The sequence below is a fragment of the Deefgea piscis genome, assembly GCF_013284055.1.
Lineage (GTDB): Bacteria > Pseudomonadota > Gammaproteobacteria > Burkholderiales > Chitinibacteraceae > Deefgea > Deefgea piscis.
Window position 1 is genome coordinate 2,765,747 of record NZ_CP054143.1, and the last position, 17,770, is coordinate 2,783,516.

General features: G+C 51.5%; 13 protein-coding genes, 1 tRNA gene and 1 riboswitch. Of the genes, 10 read left to right on the top strand and 4 right to left on the bottom strand.

The genetic code is table 11. The annotated features are described in order from the left end of the window. Positions 1 to 44: 44 nt before the first annotated feature. Together argJ and HQN60_RS12965 are read right to left on the bottom strand one after the other, a co-directional pair. Positions 45 to 1,286, bottom strand: coding sequence for a bifunctional glutamate N-acetyltransferase/amino-acid acetyltransferase ArgJ (gene argJ, locus HQN60_RS12960; protein WP_173534047.1), 1,242 nt, complete (start codon positions 1,284 to 1,286; stop codon positions 45 to 47). Between the two features lie 290 nt (positions 1,287 to 1,576). Further along, entirely contained in the window at positions 1,577 to 2,623 is a 1,047-nt protein-coding gene (locus HQN60_RS12965; RefSeq protein WP_173534048.1) for a serine/threonine protein kinase, read from the bottom strand. Between the two features lie 434 nt (positions 2,624 to 3,057). Between HQN60_RS12965 and HQN60_RS12970 the strand changes: the two genes are divergently transcribed. Next, positions 3,058 to 4,656 carry an ABC transporter ATP-binding protein gene (locus tag HQN60_RS12970; RefSeq protein ID WP_173534049.1) on the top strand — a complete coding sequence of 533 codons (1,599 nt, stop codon included), beginning with the start codon at positions 3,058 to 3,060 and terminating at the stop codon, positions 4,654 to 4,656. A 78-nt stretch (positions 4,657 to 4,734) separates the two neighbouring features. Here HQN60_RS12970 and HQN60_RS12975 read toward each other — a convergent pair whose 3' ends face one another. Next, positions 4,735 to 6,480, bottom strand: coding sequence for a SulP family inorganic anion transporter (locus HQN60_RS12975; RefSeq protein ID WP_173534050.1), 1,746 nt, complete (start codon positions 6,478 to 6,480; stop codon positions 4,735 to 4,737). 184 nt (positions 6,481 to 6,664) lie between these two features. Here HQN60_RS12975 and HQN60_RS12980 point away from each other — a divergent pair, with 184 nt between their 5' ends. From HQN60_RS12980 to HQN60_RS13020, 9 genes are all read left to right on the top strand, one after another. Further along, positions 6,665 to 6,820: a cbb3-type cytochrome oxidase subunit 3 gene (locus HQN60_RS12980; RefSeq protein WP_173534051.1), complete on the top strand. Its 156-nt coding sequence runs from the start codon at positions 6,665 to 6,667 to the stop codon at positions 6,818 to 6,820. Positions 6,821 to 7,003: 183 nt separating this feature from the next. Continuing rightward, positions 7,004 to 7,080, top strand: a tRNA-Pro gene (locus HQN60_RS12985). A 205-nt stretch (positions 7,081 to 7,285) separates the two neighbouring features. Next, positions 7,286 to 8,677, top strand: coding sequence for an ATP-dependent RNA helicase DbpA (dbpA, locus tag HQN60_RS12990; RefSeq protein ID WP_173534052.1), 1,392 nt, complete (start codon positions 7,286 to 7,288; stop codon positions 8,675 to 8,677). Between the two features lie 77 nt (positions 8,678 to 8,754). Beyond that, complete coding sequence (locus HQN60_RS12995) at positions 8,755 to 8,937, top strand: hypothetical protein (RefSeq protein ID WP_173534053.1); 183 nt, start codon at positions 8,755 to 8,757, stop codon at positions 8,935 to 8,937. Between the two features lie 54 nt (positions 8,938 to 8,991). Further along, the gene (locus tag HQN60_RS13000; protein ID WP_173534054.1) at positions 8,992 to 10,284 is read left to right on the top strand and encodes a DUF445 domain-containing protein; all 1,293 of its coding nucleotides are present in this window, start codon (positions 8,992 to 8,994) and stop codon (positions 10,282 to 10,284) included. 191 nt (positions 10,285 to 10,475) lie between these two features. After that, positions 10,476 to 10,584: riboswitch (glycine riboswitch) on the top strand. 234 nt (positions 10,585 to 10,818) lie between these two features. Next, complete coding sequence (gene gcvT, locus HQN60_RS13005; protein ID WP_173534055.1) at positions 10,819 to 11,925, top strand: glycine cleavage system aminomethyltransferase GcvT; 1,107 nt, start codon at positions 10,819 to 10,821, stop codon at positions 11,923 to 11,925. A gap of 105 nt (positions 11,926 to 12,030) precedes the next feature. Then, complete coding sequence (gcvH, locus tag HQN60_RS13010) at positions 12,031 to 12,417, top strand: glycine cleavage system protein GcvH (protein ID WP_373281529.1); 387 nt, start codon at positions 12,031 to 12,033, stop codon at positions 12,415 to 12,417. Between the two features lie 99 nt (positions 12,418 to 12,516). After that, positions 12,517 to 15,384: an aminomethyl-transferring glycine dehydrogenase gene (gene gcvP / locus HQN60_RS13015; protein ID WP_173534056.1), complete on the top strand. Its 2,868-nt coding sequence runs from the start codon at positions 12,517 to 12,519 to the stop codon at positions 15,382 to 15,384. A gap of 228 nt (positions 15,385 to 15,612) precedes the next feature. After that, complete coding sequence (locus HQN60_RS13020; protein WP_173534057.1) at positions 15,613 to 16,497, top strand: DUF6268 family outer membrane beta-barrel protein; 885 nt, start codon at positions 15,613 to 15,615, stop codon at positions 16,495 to 16,497. A 569-nt stretch (positions 16,498 to 17,066) separates the two neighbouring features. Here HQN60_RS13020 and HQN60_RS13025 read toward each other — a convergent pair. Next, on the bottom strand, positions 17,067 to 17,519 hold the full coding sequence (locus tag HQN60_RS13025; protein ID WP_173534058.1) for a GNAT family N-acetyltransferase: 453 nt from the start codon (positions 17,517 to 17,519) through the stop codon (positions 17,067 to 17,069). Positions 17,520 to 17,770 lie beyond the last annotated feature (251 nt).

Below are 17,770 nucleotides of genomic sequence, written 5' to 3' on the forward strand. Positions count from 1 at the left end.
GCCAAGCCGCCATGTCGGCGACTTGGCTGGGTCTGGCGGAGGTCTTAGCTGCGGTAGTCAGCGTTGATTTTGACGTAATCGTAAGAGAAATCGCAAGTCCATACCGTGGCGCGGTGCTCGCCGCGGTTAAGTTGGATATTAATGCTGATTTCAGCTTGATTCATCACGGCTTGGCCTTGGCTTTCTTGGTATTCAGGATTGCGTCCACCATGGATTGCCACTAATACGTCGTCAAGCCGCACTTCGATTTGGTCAACGTCTAAATCGCTAATGCCGGCGTAGCCAATCGCGGCCAAAATACGGCCTAGATTAGGGTCTGAAGCAAAAAACGCCGTTTTTACCAGTGGCGAGCGGCCAATGGCGTAGCCAACAGCTTTGCATTCAGCGTAGCTGGCGCCGCCTACCACGTTGATGGTGATAAATTTGGTGGCGCCTTCGCCGTCGCGCACAATCGCTTGCGCTAAAAAGTGCGAAACCTGCTCAATCGCCGCGCGCAAAGTGGCGTAGTCGCTGCTGCTGGCGTCGGTGATTTCAGTGTTGCCGGCCAGCGCTGTGGCAATGGCGATATAGCTGTCGTTGGTGCTGGTGTCGCCGTCAACGGTGATGCTATTAAATGAAGCATCGGTCGCGGCCAGCAGCATATCTTGTAATAAGGTTTGGCTAATGGCGGCGTCGGTAGCGACAAAACCGAGCATGGTGGCCATATTCGGGTGAATCATGCCCGAGCCTTTGGCAATGCCGGTTACGGTGACGGTTTTGCCGTCCAAAACGATTTGCGTGCTGGTTGCTTTGGGGGCGATATCGGTGGTCATAATCGCGTTCGCGGCCGGCGCCCAGTTGTTGGCCGATAAATTAGCTTTGGCGGCAGGCAAAACGGCGATGATTTTTTCTGATGGCAAGGGCTCTAAAATCACGCCGGTTGAAAAAGGCAGTACTTGTTCGGCTGTACAGCCCAATTCACTGGCGGTTGCGGCGCAAATTTGCTCGGCGCGGGCGAGGCCATCTAAACCAGTTCCGGCATTGGCATTGCCAGTATTGATCACCAGCGCACGAATGGATTGGCCTGTAGCCAGATACTGCTGTAGATTTTTTTGGCAGATGCGAACTGGCGCAGCGCAAAAACGATTTAAGGTAAACACCCCCGCAACGCGGGCGCCATCAGCGATTTGGATTAAGGTGGTGTCTTGGCGGCCGACTTTTTTAATGCCTGCAGAGGCAATACCAATTTCAACCCCGGCAACCGGGAATAATAAAGCAGGATCGATGGGGGCGAGATTAACCGGCATGCAAGGCTCCAAATGGTTGCAAATTTTAAAAAGTAAGCAGATTGTAACGTGATGCGCTTGAGCGACGAAAGGCTTTTGCTCGGTGCGATGCACGTGGATGGGTTAGTGGCTCAGCAAGCCTGCGACGATCTTTGCTAGTTGATCGCCGCTGACTGTGCTGATTGTGCTGATTGTGCTGATTGTGAAGTGCCTGACTTCAATCTGATTGTCGCAGATTCTGCGGCCTGCCGTGTTCGCGTTCAAAAACACCTTATTCATCGCTCAGAACGCGGTGTTGTTGTGCAGCGTGATTACATATCCCAATACGGCGGGTCGATTTCGTCGTCAATACGGATGTAGCCGGTAGACTCATTACTCCACAGTGGCGGCAAATGCATGATTTCAATTTGCTCGCGCAGCTCGGCAATGCGGTCTTGCCAATAGGTGGCGGTATTAAACCATGGGAACGCCGCTGGAAAGGCCGGATCATCCCAGCGCCGAGCCAGCCATGCGCTGTAATGCATTAGGCGTAATGTTCGCAGCGCTTCAATTAAATACAGCTCGCGCCGATCAAACTCACAAAAATCTTCGTAGCCGGCCAAAATATCCGCCAGTTGATTTTGTTGCTCGTCTCGATCGCCAGACAGCAGCATCCATAAGTCTTGAATTGCTGGGCCGGTGCGGGCGTCGTCAAAGTCAACAAAATGCGGTCCAGCCGGGGTCCATAAAATATTGCTCGGGTGGCAGTCGCCGTGTAGGCGGATCAGTTGGATGTCGCCTGCGCGTTGATAACATTCAGCGACGCCAGCGAGCGCCGCTTCTGCCACCGCTTGGTAGCTAGCGGCCAAATCCAGTGGAATGACTTTGTTGTTGATTAAATAATCGAGCGAATCTTGGCCAAAGGTTTGCGGTGTGAGTTGTGCGCGATGGGTAAAGGGACTGAGTTGGCCCACCGCGTGAATGCGGCCTAAAAATCGTCCAATCCATTCGCGCGTTTCGGCTTGATCGAGTTCAGGCGCGCGCCCACCGCGACGAGGGAAAACCGCAAAACGAAAGTCGCCAAAGCGATGCAGCGTTTGACCATTAAGTGTTAGCGGCGCAACCACCGGGATTTCGCGCTCGGCCAGTGCTTGCGTGAATTGGTGCTCTTCTAAGATCGCCGCGTCGCTCCAGCGCTCGGGGCGATAAAATTTGGCAATCACTGGATCGCCATCGTCAATGCCGACTTGGTAAACGCGATTTTCATAACTATTGAGTGCGAGTAAATGCCCTGAGCAAGCAAGGCCTAGCGATTCAAGGGCGTCTAAGGTCAGATCGGGCGTGAGTGCGGAGTATGGGGCTGGTTTCATATCGGCCATTTTACGCCGTTTGCTGGCGGGCTTGGCGCTCAATTTGGCGGTTTTGGGGTTTTCTTGTTGTGCTTTTGATGTGTTTTTAAGCTGTTTGTAAATTGTTGCCAGTTTGTGCGCTTTGTCTGGTGCCGTTGTGATGCGCTTATTGAAAGTGAACGAAGTGCTTTATGATCGATCTTTAAGCTTGAGTGATCTACTGAAGTAGAATACTGAGGGGGTTGATGACTGAAGTGCCGCGCACGAACACAAACCGCCGTCGTGGCATCAAGCAAAGCGCAATTCAATACGAAATGCTCTTATCCAGCCAAATGGGTTTGCTTTTCTCTGCGCCTCTGCGTCTCTGCGTTAAAAGGTTTTTGGCACCCTTGACGCTAAAAATAGCCATGTGATTCGTGTTAACGAGGTTTTGATGGGTTTATTTGATTTGGGGTGTCAGCGCTATGGTTAATTTGTTGACCGTGTCGAATTTATCGCTGCGATTTGCCGGTGCCAATCAGCCGGTGGTGCGTGAGGTGAATCTGCATTTAAACGCCGGTGAAAAATTAGCCTTGGTGGGTGAATCAGGCTCGGGGAAAAGCGTTTTGGCGCGCAGTCTATTGCGACTCGATCGTGAGGTGATTGCAGAAGGTGAGATTGAGTTTGCCGGTCAGTCTTTGCTGCCATTGCCAGAGGCGGCGTTGCGCTTAATTCGTGGTCGGCGTATTGCGATGATTTTTCAAGAGCCAATGACCGCGCTCAATCCCTTGCAAACCGTCTGCACGCAGATTGTGGAGGTGTTGGTGGGGTATAGCGCGGCGGCGGCGAGGGATAAAGCGCGTGAGCTATTACTGCGTACGGGTATTGTCGACGCGGCAGAGAAGCTCGATGCATTTCCGCATCAATTGTCGGGTGGGCAACGCCAGCGGGTGATGATTGCCATGGCGATTGCCACTGAGCCGGAGATTTTAATTGCTGACGAGCCAACAACGGCACTGGATGTGACGGTGCAAGCGCAAATTTTAGATTTGCTGAGCCAGTTGCAAGCCGAGCAAGGCATGGCGCTGTTGTTGATTTCGCATGATTTAAATTTGGTACGCCGGTTTGCCGATCGAGTGGCGGTGATGCAAGCTGGGCGTATTGTTGAAACCGCGCCGACGCAGCAATTGTTTGCGACGCCAGCGCATCCGTATACCCAGGCTTTATTGGCGGCGCGCCCGATACGCGTTGCGGCACCCTTGCCATTGCATTCTCCTTGCGTCTTGCAAGTGCGGCAATTGACGCATGCTTATCCAGCATCACGGTCATGGTTTCGCACGCAACTTAAAACGGTATTAGCCAAGCTCGATTTTGATTTGCATCGCGGGCAAACTTTGGCGGTGGTTGGTGAATCAGGCAGTGGCAAAACGACGTTGGCCTTGTCTTTGCTGCGCTTACTGCGTGTGGGTCAAGGTGGCGGTAGTGTGCAGTTAACGTTGGATGGATCGCCTGCGCTGCAATTGAGTGCATTGCAGGGTAAGGCTTTGCGACAGGCGCGCCAGCATATTCAGATTGTTTTTCAAGATCCATTTGCCGCTTTGTCGCCACGCTTAACGATTTATGATCTGGTGGGTGAAGGTTTGTTGGTGCATCGCCCCGAATGCAGTGAGGCTGAGCGCCGTGAGCGGGTGATGGCCGTATTGGAAGAAGTCGGCTTAGGCAGTTCGGCCGATATGGACGGCATTTTGTCGCGCTACCCGCATGAGTTTTCTGGCGGGCAAAGGCAAAGAATTGCCATTGCGCGGGTGTTGATTATGCAGCCGCAAATTATTGTGCTTGATGAGCCGACATCGGCGCTGGATGCGACGGTGCAACGGCAAATTTTGCAGTTATTAGTCGCTTTGCAGCTTAAATTTGGATTGAGTTTTCTGCTGATCAGTCATGATTTGGCGGTGGTGCGTGCGTTGGCACATCAGGTGTTGGTGCTCAAAAATGGTGAAGTGCTCGAAACCGGCGATGTTGAGCTGGTGCTGTCTAAACCACAGCATCCGTATACCCAGCAATTGTTGGCGGCGAGTCTTTGATGGCGTGTGGTGAGGTAGGGAGGGCGAAACGATGCCAAGCGATACGCAGCGGTGGAATGCGCTGCGCTTATTCGCACCCTATGGCGTTTTCTCGCGCCGTGCATCGGTCTTACAGGCGTCGCTCCAGTATTTGAGCGCGGCGTGCAAGGTGGTAAAGATATGCGCTGCGCCAATTTTTTCGGTGATGTGATGGCGGTTTAAGTCGTCAATGAGGGCGCTGTCGCAACGGGCAAACAGCAGCGTGATGTTTTGTTGCTGCAGTTGATCATCTAATTGGCGTAGCGATTGGGCGGCTGAATAGTCGATGTGCGTCATGGCGGAAGCGTCAATAATCAAGCACTGCACTGGCGTGGCGGCTTGGCTTATCAGTGAATGAATGTCGGCGCTAAAGCGGTGCTCGTTGGCATAAAATAAATCCGCACCAAAATGATAAATAATCAAACCCGCCTGCGTTGTTGCGCCCGGCTCAATGGCTTGTGTTACCAAATTGCCCTCCATATTGGCTTGCAAGATCGCGCAATGTGGGTTGTAGCTGTGGCTCACGTGATGCAGTAACGACAGGAGCGCGGCAAATAGCAGCCCTTGCTCAACGCCGACTAAGGCCACAGTCATTGCGGTAATGATCGCTAGTTTAAATTCCCCAGGGCTTTCTTGGTAAATGGCTTTGAGTGCTGACCCATGAATCATGCCGATGGCGATGGTAAACACAATGGCCGCTAATACTGCGTGGGGCAGGTAAGCGAGCCAGTCAGTTAAAAACATCAAGGCGATGGCGACAATGCCGGCAAAGACAATTTGCGCTACTTGGCTTTGCGCGCCAGCTTGCACCGCCATTGCCGTTTGCGTAGGGCTACCATTGACGACAAAAGCCCCACTGACGGCGGCAGCGGCATTGGCGGCGGCAAGGCCTAAGATATTGGCGTTTTCATCTTCGGTCTCTTGAAATTGCAAAGCATAAATTCGCGCGGTGGCGGCGCTTTGCGCGATGATGATCACGGCGCACGAGAGCGCCAAGGGGATGAGCGTTAGCGTGCCATGCCAAGTCATGTCGGGCCAAGACAGTTGCGGTAAGCCACCAGGCACTGGGCCAATTAAGGCAATGCCCCAGTTGGCGATGGCGAGGTATTTTCCGGCCAAAATGCTGGTGAGTACGGCAATCATCGCGACGGGGAAGCGAGGGTTGATCTGCTTGCCGATTAAGATGGCAGCGATCACAGTGATGCCTAGACAGAGTGTGGGTAGGTTGATGCTGGGTAAATGAGTGATTGCGTAATCTAATTGCGACCAAGTGGTGTGGGTTTGATGAGTTTGATTGCGAATTCCTAAGAGCGGCGCCAGCATCGCGATGCTCACTTGCAAGCCAACGCCAGCTAAAAAGCCGGTTAAGATGGTTCTGGATAAAAAATCGGCGACAAAGCCGAGTTTAAGCCAGCGTGCGATGAGCAAAATGCCAGCGGTGAGTAGCGCAACGATGGCGACTAAATTCATATACGCGGCACTGGCGGGTGTGGCCATGCCGGATAAGCCGTTAGCAAAGATGGCGGCGGTGGCTGAATCGGCCGCAACCACTAAATGCCGTGAAGCGCCAAATAGGGCAAAGCCCAGTAAGGGGAGTAATACCGTGTAGAGCCCGGTCACAATGGGCGTGCCGGCAATACTGGTGTAGCCTAAAACTTGCGGGATATTGACTGAGGCGAGGGCGATGCCGGCTTTGGCGTCATTGATGACCCCTTGCTGTGTATTGGGTATCACTCCGCGCGCCAGCGGAATGTTTGGCCAGCGTCGATTGCGATAGTACTTGAGTAAAGTTTGAGTGATGGTCATTCGGGCTTAGAGGGCTTTGAGTGGTTGCTTGAATTCTACGCCGCAAATGCGCTTTCGCCTTGCTGTGTTGTAGATTTATTAAATTGAAAGTAAGCTGGTGCTGTTGTTGGTCGTGAGCGGTGTTTGTTTTGCTATTCACTTAAATCGGCCGTACCTCATTGGGTTGCGGTTGTAGGAGTTCATCATGGGTTTGACTATTTATCATTGGATTTTAATTGTCGCTTTTGTTGCCATTGTGATTTGGGTGTTTGGTAAAAAACAAAAAAAACGCTTTGAAGAAGACGCCAAGCTGCCTTTTGATAGCGAAAAAACCGATAACAAAGACAAGAACGTTGATTAAGTTGAGGCGCGGCGTCGAATGTTTGCTTCAGAAACCCTTGCGGTGTTAGCTTGGGTGCTGAAGATTGTGTTTTTAAAGTGCTTTAAAAACAGTGATATATTGGTTTTTTCTGTTGTTTGTCGATATTTTTGTTTGATAGTGCTTGACCGTCGATCAAATGGTCTATAATATTCGGGTCCTGTTCGGGGCGTAGCGCAGCCCGGTAGCGCACCTGGTTTGGGACCAGGTGGTCGTGAGTTCGAATCCCACCGCCCCGACCAGACTTCTTGCTTTGCCTCATCTCAGTTTCACCCCTGCATTACCAATCTAAATCTTAGTTCTCGTTGTAAATCCCTTAGAATGCTTGTAGTGCAATGGATTGATTTAAGCCGCTTAGCTTAATCGATTTGCGATGCGATTTTTAAGTTTTCGCGCTGCAAATGCCTTTGCCTTATTGGCTTGCTTTCTATACCTATTGGATTTGCTATGACTAAAACGCCGTTTTCTGCCCTCAATTTACCTGTAGAAATGCTCGATAATTTGGCTTCGCTCGGTTTTGAAGCGATGACGCCGATTCAAGCTGCGAGTTTGCCCATCGTACTCGAAGGCGGCGATATTATTGCTAAAGCGAAAACCGGTAGTGGTAAAACGGCTGCGTTTGGTATTCCGCTACTGCAAAAACTCAATATTAATCTGCACCGAGTGCAAGCTTTGGTGCTGTGCCCAACGCGAGAGCTTGCCGATCAGGTGAGTAAAGACTTGCGCCGTTTGGGGCGCCATTTACCCAATTTAAAAATTCTGACTTTGTGCGGCGGCACACCTTTGACGCCACAAGCAGCCTCATTGGCGCATGGCGCACACGTGGTGGTTGGCACGCCAGGTCGTATTCAAGATCATTTACATAAAAACACCCTGATCGTTAAACAGGTGAGTACGCTGGTGCTGGACGAAGCCGATCGTATGCTCGATATGGGTTTTGGCGGTGAAGTGCAAGACGTAATTGATTTTCTGCCACGCTGGCGCCAAACCTTGCTGTTCTCTGCAACGTATCCTGAAGGTATTCGTAAACTTAGCGCCTCGATTCAGCGCGCGCCGACCGAAGTGACGGTAGAGTCTTTGCATGATCAAGTGTTTATTGAACAGCAATTGTATTTGGTAAAAGACAACGCGGAAAAAGCTGATTTACTTAAACGCATTTTCGCCCATTACCAACCAGCGTCGAGCGTGGTGTTTTGTAATACCCGCCAAGACTGCATGGAATTGGCGCGCAGTTTGCAAAAAGACGGCTTTGATGCGATTGAATTACACGGCGAGCTTGAGCAGCGTGATCGTGATTTAACCTTGGTGCAGTTTGCCAATGGTAGTTGCCCAATTCTGGTCGCAACGGATATGGCCGCCCGTGGTTTGGATATTAAAGATTTAGCCGCGGTGGTGAATTACGAATTGCCGTATGATCCTGAAATCTACGTGCATCGAATTGGTCGTACTGGCCGCGCCGGTAAGAAAGGCTTGGCGTTTAGTTTGGTGTCACCATCGCAAGTGAAGCGCCAACGTACTATTGAAGAATACCTTGAGCAATCAATACCAGAAGGCAAAGAAGCTGATCTCAAAGTGAATGGCGATTATGCTTTGCCTGCTAAAATGGCCACGATTTGTTTTGATGCCGGTCGTAAACACAAAGTGCGCCCCGGTGATATCGTCGGCGCTTTGACTGGCGACGGCGCAATCCCGAACGAGGCGATTGGTAAGATTGATTTGTTTGAATTTAGAACTTATGTTGCGGTGCAATTGCAATATGCTCAGCAAGTGATTGCCCGTTTGGGCAATGACAAAGGTAAGCTCAAAGGCAAACCGGTTAAAGTACAGATTATTAAATAAGGCCGTTGTCACATGCGAATGCCCAGCTGATGCTGGGCATTGTTGTATCTGCGGCGCTGTAAATAAATCACAATAAAGTGTCGAGTCACTCTATTGTGATTGGTTTGCTTGAGCTAGCACAGGCCACCGTTGAGGTATTGCTTGACGTTGCCCGTGGCATCAAATTGGTTTGGCGTGGTTTGATGAGTCAGTGCTGGCAAATCAATCAGGTTGCCGTTTTTTATTGCGGTATTTTATGGGTTGTGAAAGCGGTGGCTTGACCGCAGTGCCGCTAGGCTTTCAAATGGATGGGCTTTGTTTTTTTTCGAGGGCTTATGGCTATGAATCAGGCTTCGCGCCAGCCGGCGGCGCGCTCTTTTGATGTTAAAGCGCAGCGTTTACGGCTGCTTAAGCGTAATGCGACCTTATTGCTGGTGCTGATGGCGCTGGTGATGTTGCTGGCGACGTATTTTCGCGGCGCGCATCCGAGTTTGCCTTACGTTGCGGCTTTTGCTGAGGCCGCTTTGGTCGGTGGTTTGGCCGATTGGTTTGCCGTAACGGCGCTGTTTCGGCATCCGCTCAATCTACCAATTCCGCATACTGCGATTATTCCCAAAAACAAGCACCGCATTGCCGATAGTTTGGGTGAGTTTATTGAAACGCACTTTTTGTCGAGCGAGCGGATGATGGCCAAAGTGAGCGAATTTAATCCGGCGCACCGCTTAGCGAGCTGGTTGCAAGTCGACGCGAATGCCAAAGCGGGCGCCGATCAAGTCGCGCGGCTGATGGATTTTATTTTACAAAGTTTAACTGAACCGGCGATGGCGCTGCGTTTACGCGGCTTATTGCTACAGCAATTGGCGCAGATTGATTTGGTTAAACCGGCGGGCGAGATTTTGGCAGTGATACGGCAAAGTGGCCAACATCAAGTGATGCTCGATGCGGTGCTGGCGCATTTGGATCAAGAGCTGCAAAAGCCTGAATTACAACAACATTTAGCCGAGATGATCGCCGCTGAATTTGATTATTTGCGCTGGATTTCGCTCGATGCCGCCGGTGGGCGCTATATGGCGAAAAAACTGGTGCATGCAGCAGGGCGTGAAGTGCAAAACATGCGCGAATCGAGCGAGCATCCGCTGCGCGCGCATTTTGATCAAGCCTTGGCTGAGCTGCAGCAAAATTTAAAACATGATGCAGCACTGCAAGCGGCGCTGCAGTTGAGTCAACAGCATTTATTGGCACAGCCGAGTTTATTGAACGCCATCGACAATATGTGGTTGCGGCTGGTGGCGTGGCTGGCGGATGATTTGGCGGCACAAGATTCGGTGCTGCGCGCTAAATTGGCACTCAGTTTGCAGCATTTAGGGGGACGCTTGGCCGATGACGTGGTGCTGGCCGACTGGCTAAATCGCCATGCCCGCGTGGCTGCCGGGGTGCTGGTCAAAAAATATCGCCGCCAAATTGGCCAATTTATCGCCGAACAACTCAAAGCTTGGGATGATGAAGTGATGGTTGAGCGGCTGGAAGTCAGTGTTGGCGTTGATTTGCAGTTTGTACGCCTGAATGGCACGCTGGTGGGCGGGCTGATTGGTTTGGCTTTGTATACTGGGCACCAATTATTGCGTTAAAGCCTTGGGTTTAGCTGGCTTGGTGTTGTGCCACTAAACGTTGATAAATAAAGCGGTATTGACTTGTCAACTTGACAAGGTCGTAAAGCCAAGCGATGTGCATTCGCTTGGCTTTTTGTTTTTTGTGGCAATGATTAGGGTAAAAATCCTGTTTTGTGGCTTGCCAATTGGCAAGCTTCCCGTGATAATCCGCCCGTACAGCAGGAGAGTGTGATTTTTACCATTTATTGGATTTAAATCACCACCGAAGGCGCAAATGCACCCGCAAATCGCTCAGGTATCAGGGACTGCTGGCAAAAGTAAAACTCTGGAGAGCGGTGCTCGGTGTTTACACCCGCAGCATCCACCGAAGGGCTCAACGGCAAAATCCAAAAGCAATGGCTGCGCCTCCTGTGAATACAGGGCGCGGCGTTGAGTCGGATTTGTTCAGCAGATTTGAATCTGTGGCCGGAAAATCTCAGGTGTCAGGACAGAGGGGTGTTGCCCGTCGCGCTATAGGCCGTCGGACTTAGAGGGCTATACCCTAGGAACCCCATGACAACCAAAACCACACCATTGTATGAATCTCACCTTGCTGCGAACGCCAAAATGGTCGATTTCGCCGGCTGGTTGATGCCGATTCACTACGGATCACAACTCAAAGAACACGATATTGTACGCACCGACGCCGGCATGTTTGATGTGTCGCATATGTGTGTGCTCGATATTGTCGGCAGTGAAGCTAAAGCGTTTTTGCGGTTTCTGATTGCCAATGATGTCGAAAAACTCAGTACCGAAGGTAAAGCTTTGTACTCGGGGATGTTAACGCCGGAAGGCACGGTGATCGACGATTTAATCGTTTACCTAACGCATTACGGCTACCGCATGGTGGTCAACGCCGGCACTGCTGACAAAGACATCGCATGGATGCTCAAGCAAGCGGCCAACTTTGACGTGCAAATCCATGTGCGCCGTGAATTGGCAATGATTGCGATTCAGGGCCCTAACGCCATCGCCAAGGTATGTAAAGTCATCCACGAAGATTGGGAAGACGCAGTGAAAGCGCTGAATGTGTTTCAAGGCTTTCCTTTTGGCCCGGTTGAAGACGGCTGGTTTATTGCCCGCACCGGTTACACCGGCGAAGATGGTTTAGAGATTATGTTGCCAAGCGACGAAGCGGCCACCTTTTGGCAAGCGTTGCTCAGTGTGGGTATTGCACCTATCGGCTTGGGCGCGCGCGACACTTTGCGCCTTGAAGCGGGCATGAATCTATACGGCCATGATATGGACGAAACCATTTCGCCGTTGGCGGCCGGCATGGGCTGGACTATCGCTTGGCAACCGGCTGAGCGTGATTTTATCGGCCGCGTCGCACTCGAAGCAGAGCGTGCCGCAGGCGTGGCGTTTAAGCAAGTGGGTTTAGTGCTCGAAGGTCGTGGCGTATTGCGCGAAGGCCAAATTGTTGAAGTGGCTGGCGTAGGGCAAGGCGTGATTACCAGTGGTACGTTTTCACCCACGCTCAAGCATTCTGTGGCCATCGCCCGCGTTCCAGCGGCGACTCAAGACACCGACACCGTGCAAGTGGATCTGCGCGGCACGCTGACCGACGTTCGCGTGGTGAAAATGCCGTTTGTTCGCAATGGCAAAAAAGTGTTTGCATAAATTAATTCGGGGAGTGGGGAGTAGGGAATGGGGAGTCAACCCGGATCTATCCTTGCCCCCAGCTTCCTACTCTCAATACCAATCTCAAATCCCTAAGGAAAAATCATGAGCCATATTCCAGCCGAACTTAAATATGTTAACAGCCACGAATGGTTGCGTTTAGAAGCCGACGGCACGGTGACCATTGGCATTACCGATCACGCGCAAGAATTGTTGGGCGATATTGTGTTTGTTGAATTGCCACAAGTGGGTGATGAATTAGCCGCCGATGCCACTGCGGGCGTGGTCGAGTCAGTAAAAGCGGCGTCTGATGTGTACGCACCGATTGCAGGTGAAGTCGTCGCCGTCAACGACGCTTTGGTGGATGCGCCAGAATTGGCCAATACCGAACCCTACGGCGCAGCTTGGTTTTTCCGCGTTAAACCAGCCGATGCATCAGTGCTCGATGGCTTGATGACCGCAGAACAATACGCCAAAGAAATCGGCCTATAAACTTACAAAAAAATGAACCACAGAGGCACAGAGACGCAAAGAAAAACTGCGGTTCTCCGTGCCTCTGTGTCTCTGTGGTAAAGAATTAAAAGGTGCTTCATGTCGCTCTCTACACTGTTTAACCACGAAGAATTTATTGCACGGCATATTGGCCCCAATGCGGCCGATCAAGCGGCGATGCTGGCGCAAATTGGCGCCGACTCGATTGAATACTTGGTCGCGCAAACCATTCCTGATGACATTCGCTTTAAGCAAAAATTGCCTTTGCCGGACGCTGTATCTGAAGTGGACGCCTTGGCCAAAATTCGCGCTATCGCGGCGAAAAACATCGTCAATAAAAGCTTTATTGGCTTAGGCTATTACCCCAACATCACGCCGAATGTGATTTTGCGTAATGTGCTAGAAAATCCAGGTTGGTACACCGCGTATACGCCGTATCAAGCTGAAATCGCGCAAGGTCGTTTAGAAGCTTTGCTCAATTACCAGCAAATGATTATCGATATGACGGGGCTGGATTTAGCCAATGCGTCGCTTCTCGATGAAGCCACGGCAGCGGCCGAAGCGATGGCGATGGCGCGGCGGATTTCGAAAGTCAAAGCCGAGAAATTCTTCGTAGATGAACAGGTATTGCCACAGACACTGGATGTGGTAAAGACTCGCGCGCAATACTTCGGCTTTGAGCTGGTGATCGGCGCGGTAACGGCCGCCGGTGATGATGATTATTTTGGTGCTTTGCTGCAGTACCCGGGCGCTGATGGTGCCGTGCGTGATTTAACTGCGCCGATTGCAGCGCTTAAAGCGCGTGGTGGTGTGGCGATTGTGGCGGCGGATTTATTGGCTTTGGCGCTACTTAAATCACCGGCTGAAATGGGGGCGGATGTGGCGATTGGCAGCAGCCAGCGTTTTGGCATTCCAATGGGCTTTGGTGGTCCACACGCGGCGTACTTTGCCTTTAAAGATGAAATGAAACGCTCGGCACCGGGCCGGATTATTGGCGTGTCGATTGATGCCAAAGGTAAAACCGCGCTGCGTATGGCTTTGCAAACACGCGAGCAACATATTCGCCGTGAAAAAGCCAACTCAAACATTTGCACTTCGCAAGTACTGCTCGCCAATATGGCGGGGATGTACGCCGTGTATCACGGTCCAGCGGGGATTAAACGCATTGCCGAGCGCACGCATCGCTTGGCGAGTTTGTTTGCGCAAGGCGTTCGCGCTCAGGGAGGGAAAATCCTTCACGACGCGTTTTTTGATACGGTGCAAGTCAATACTGGCGCGCAAACGGCGAGTATTTACGCCGCAGCCTTGGCGGCAGGTTACAACTTGCTGCAAGTGTCGGCCTCAGTGTTGAGCGTGGCTTTTCATGAAGCGGCATCGCAAAACGATTTGGCAACGTTGATTCAATTGTTTACTGGTCAATCTGCTGATTTGGCCGCGCTCGACGTGGCGAGCAGCGAAGTGATTCCTGCTGCGTTGCAACGAACCTCGGCCTATTTAACGCACCCGGTATTTAATCGCTACCACACCGAACACGAAATGCTGCGTTACCTTAAACGCCTCGAAAATCGTGATTTGGCGATGAATCATTCGATGATTTCATTGGGTAGTTGCACCATGAAACTCAATGCCACCAGCGAAATGATTCCAGTGACTTGGGCTGAATTTGGCAATATCCACCCGTTTGCCCCGCAAGCGCAAACGGTGGGTTATTTTGAAATGATTAACGGCTTGGCCGATCAGCTCAAAGCGATTACGGGGTTTGACGCCATTTGTATGCAGCCCAATTCCGGCGCGCAGGGCGAATACGCCGGTTTGCTGGCGATTCGTCGTTATCACGACAGCCGCAATGAAGCGCATCGCGATATTTGCTTGATTCCGAAATCAGCGCACGGCACCAATCCGGCGACCGCACAGATGATGGGCTTGAAAGTCGTAGTGGTTGATTGCGATGACAGCGGTAACGTTGATCTTGCTGACTTGAAAGCCAAGGCTGAATTACACGGTGCGAATTTGGCGGCGTTGATGCTGACTTATCCATCAACGCACGGCGTGTTTGAAACCGCGGTTAAAGCCATCTGCGCCACTGTGCATCAGTTTGGCGGCCAAGTGTATATGGATGGCGCCAACTTAAACGCGCAAGTGGGCCTAACTCGCCCAGCCGATATCGGTGCCGATGTGAGCCATATGAATTTGCACAAAACCTTCTGCATTCCACATGGTGGCGGCGGGCCGGGCATGGGGCCGATTGGCATGAAAGCGCATTTAGCGCCATTTATGTCCAATCACGCGGTGGCCAATATTGATCAAGGCGACGCCAGCGTCGCGCAAGGTCAATCCGCGGTATCGGCAGCGCCATTTGGTTCGGCGTCGATTTTGCCGATTTCGTGGATGTATATCACCATGATGGGCGCGGGCGGCGTGAAGCATGCTACGGAAATCGCGCTGCTGAACGCCAATTACATGATGCAGCAATTGTCGGCGCATTATCCGGTGCTGTATACCGGCGCGAATGGCCGCGTGGCGCATGAATGTATTATTGATATTCGCCCACTGAAAGCGGCGAGTGGCATTACCGAAGTCGATATCGCCAAACGCCTGATGGATTATGGCTTTCACGCGCCGACCATGAGTTTTCCGGTGGCGGGTACCTTGATGATTGAGCCGACTGAGTCAGAATCTAAAGCTGAACTCGATCGTTTTATCGCGGCGATGATTTCGATTCGCCAAGAAATCGATCAAGTGCAAGCCGGAGTTTGGCCAGCGGAAAATAATCCGCTGAAAAATGCACCGCACAGCAAAAACGACATCGCCGCTGATTGGGATCGTCCGTATTCGCGTGAAGTGGCGTTCTTCCCATTGCCGTACGTGCTCGACAACAAGTTCTGGCCGTCGGTAAATCGGATTGACGATGTGTATGGCGATCGCAATTTGATTTGCGCTTGCCCTAGCATGGATCAATACGAGTAATTGCGAGCATTCAACGTTGGGTGAGGTGTTGATGTGGGGGCTCGCAGCCACGGCAACACCCATCTGAATATCGCCGAATTAAATAGCCCCGCCGAGGTTTGGTGGGGTATTTTTATGTCTGCAAACTGACAAATGAACATTGGCGCGACACCGCCGATAAATAAATCGCGTTGCGTAAAAGGTGTCGCTAAACTCGCGAGCAAATTCTTACTTTATATCGACGTTTTAATGAAAAAAACCTTAATCACAGCAGTTTTGGCTTTGTTGCCATGGTGCGCGGTCGCGAGCGAAGCGACGATCAATTACAGCGTCACACCAGTGGTGATGCCCAATGCTGATTTAGAGGCTGGCGGCGAAGTCAGTAGCGAATGGTTGATGGCGTCACTGAGTGTGAATCAGCAAATTGATGCACAGCACAGCCTTGGTTTGGCGCTGAACGCCAGCCAACAGCAATGGCATTTTGATGCACCAGTGGCTTGGGGCGGAAAAACGCCGTGGCAAGATTTAAATCGGCTTGAGCTCTCGGTGCCTTATCGTTTTGTGACGGCCGATGGCTGGATTTTTGGCCTAACGCCGGGCGTGCAATATGCGGCCGAATCGGGGGCCGATCAGGGCGAGAGTATCAATTGGGGTGGTAATGCCTATGTGGCGCATTATTTTTCACCGCGCTTAATGCTGGGTTTGGGTGTGAGCGCGTGGCAGAGTTTTGATGAAAACGTGGTATTTCCGTTTGTATTACTCAATTGGCAAATTAGCGATCAACTCAGCTTAAAAAACCCCTTTGTCGCCGGCCCTGTTGGCCCAGCAGGATTGGAGTTGTCGTGGAAAGCGTCCAGTGTTTGGGATTTTGCTGCCGGTGGCACATGGCGCAGTTACCAAAATCGCTTAGCCAGTGATAACCCCATTGCCGCCAATGGTATTTTAGAAAACAACTCGGTACCGTTATTTGTTCGTGCCGGTTATCAATTCGCGCCCAGCACACGCCTAGATTTTTATGCTGGCGCGGCATTGAACGGCGAATTTAAAATCCGCAATCAACAAGGTGAAGCTTTGATTAGTGAAAGCTATGCGACGATGCCATTTTTGGGGCTGAGTTTGTCGGGGCGGTTTTAATTAGCGATTTGCCTGTCTTGCATTTAGCAAGTCAATGATCGGGTAGGGTCGGCTTTAGCCGACAGCTTAAATAATGCACTTATTTGAAATCGACTCCTAGGGCCTGTTGACGTTTGGTTTGCGGATCGCGTTTGTGCTGCTTTTGGCCTGAAACAAGGCGAAAGACGCGTGGCATAGTCATTCTATGCAAGCGTTTTTCAACGCAGTGTCAGGCCAAAAACAGCCAAACCCTAAGGGCTGGGCGCTTTTCGCGGCATCTCTGCGTTATTTCATGCTCGAATAACGGGTTATTGGTCGCAAAAATGCCTTGATCTGCCGCGAAAATCGCTCCAGCGCGACCGAAAACCAAACGTCAACAGACCCTAGCATAATCAAGAAATATTAAGCTAGGTATTTAATGCTAGACCTTGTGCAATATGGCTTGTGGATTAATACCTATCAAAGTGAGGAGCTTGGTTGATTAGGCAGTGCCAGCTAGATGGGGCTGCGGATTGACTGGTTTTTTCGATTAACGATTGCAGAGATATTTATTTTTTAGTCAAAGCGCCATCATCAAGATGGCGCTTTTTTTATGCGCTGTGTACTGGCGTGAGTAGGTTAAATTTGGTTTGCTCGGTGGCTACGCAGCCCAGTTTTCGGTAGAAAGCATGCGCTTCTGGGCGATGGTTGCCGCTGATGATTTCGATTCTGGGTGCTTGATGCTCAGTGGCAAAATCAACTGCCGCTTGCATCAGCGCCGATCCTACGCCTTGGCCGCGAGCGCTGGCATCAACGACCAGTCCAGTGATTTTGCCGAGCAAAGCGCTGCAGTGCAGCATGGGTAACAGATGGATGCCAACTAGGCCGAGCGGGGTGTCGTTCTCTTTTGTGCAAGCAACAAATAGCGCATTAAACGGCGTTGCCATATAGGCAATACGCTGGGCGGCGTCGCCTTGGCTGGCGGGGTAGCCCAGTTGCGTGAGTAGCAGTGCAATATGTTTTGCATCACTGGCAGTGGCGCGGCGGATTAGGTGCTGATGCATCGTCGTGGGCGGAGAATATAAAGCCGCTTATCTTACGCACAAAACAAGCAATTGGAAATATATCTATCAGCAATGGCCGGCCGCGCCGCCCGCAACCCTGGTTTAGGTTTAAGTGGCGAAGCTAGAAAATTTTTTTTGGGTTTTTCGCCTGTGGCGAAAATCAGGGCGTATATGCAGAGTGCCGCGTGATGGTACGGATGCCATGCCCCCGATTTCGCTGGCGATGGCCTTGTTTTGTGGCGTAGCGGTGG

Bases quoted from the DNA above. Each gene is read 5' to 3' on its own strand.
- argJ (WP_173534047.1), bottom strand. From the start codon at position 1,286: ATGCCGGTTAATCTCGCCCCCATCGATCCTGCTTTATTATTCCCGGTT.
- HQN60_RS12965 (WP_173534048.1), bottom strand. From the start codon at position 2,623: ATGGCCGATATGAAACCAGCCCCATACTCCGCACTCACGCCCGATCTG.
- HQN60_RS12970 (WP_173534049.1), top strand. From the start codon at position 3,058: ATGGTTAATTTGTTGACCGTGTCGAATTTATCGCTGCGATTTGCCGGT.
- HQN60_RS12975 (WP_173534050.1), bottom strand. From the start codon at position 6,480: ATGACCATCACTCAAACTTTACTCAAGTACTATCGCAATCGACGCTGG.
- HQN60_RS12980 (WP_173534051.1), top strand. From the start codon at position 6,665: ATGGGTTTGACTATTTATCATTGGATTTTAATTGTCGCTTTTGTTGCC.
- dbpA (WP_173534052.1), top strand. From the start codon at position 7,286: ATGACTAAAACGCCGTTTTCTGCCCTCAATTTACCTGTAGAAATGCTC.
- HQN60_RS13000 (WP_173534054.1), top strand. From the start codon at position 8,992: ATGGCTATGAATCAGGCTTCGCGCCAGCCGGCGGCGCGCTCTTTTGAT.
- gcvT (WP_173534055.1), top strand. From the start codon at position 10,819: ATGACAACCAAAACCACACCATTGTATGAATCTCACCTTGCTGCGAAC.
- gcvH (WP_373281529.1), top strand. From the start codon at position 12,031: ATGAGCCATATTCCAGCCGAACTTAAATATGTTAACAGCCACGAATGG.
- gcvP (WP_173534056.1), top strand. From the start codon at position 12,517: ATGTCGCTCTCTACACTGTTTAACCACGAAGAATTTATTGCACGGCAT.
- HQN60_RS13020 (WP_173534057.1), top strand. From the start codon at position 15,613: ATGAAAAAAACCTTAATCACAGCAGTTTTGGCTTTGTTGCCATGGTGC.
- HQN60_RS13025 (WP_173534058.1), bottom strand. From the start codon at position 17,519: ATGCATCAGCACCTAATCCGCCGCGCCACTGCCAGTGATGCAAAACAT.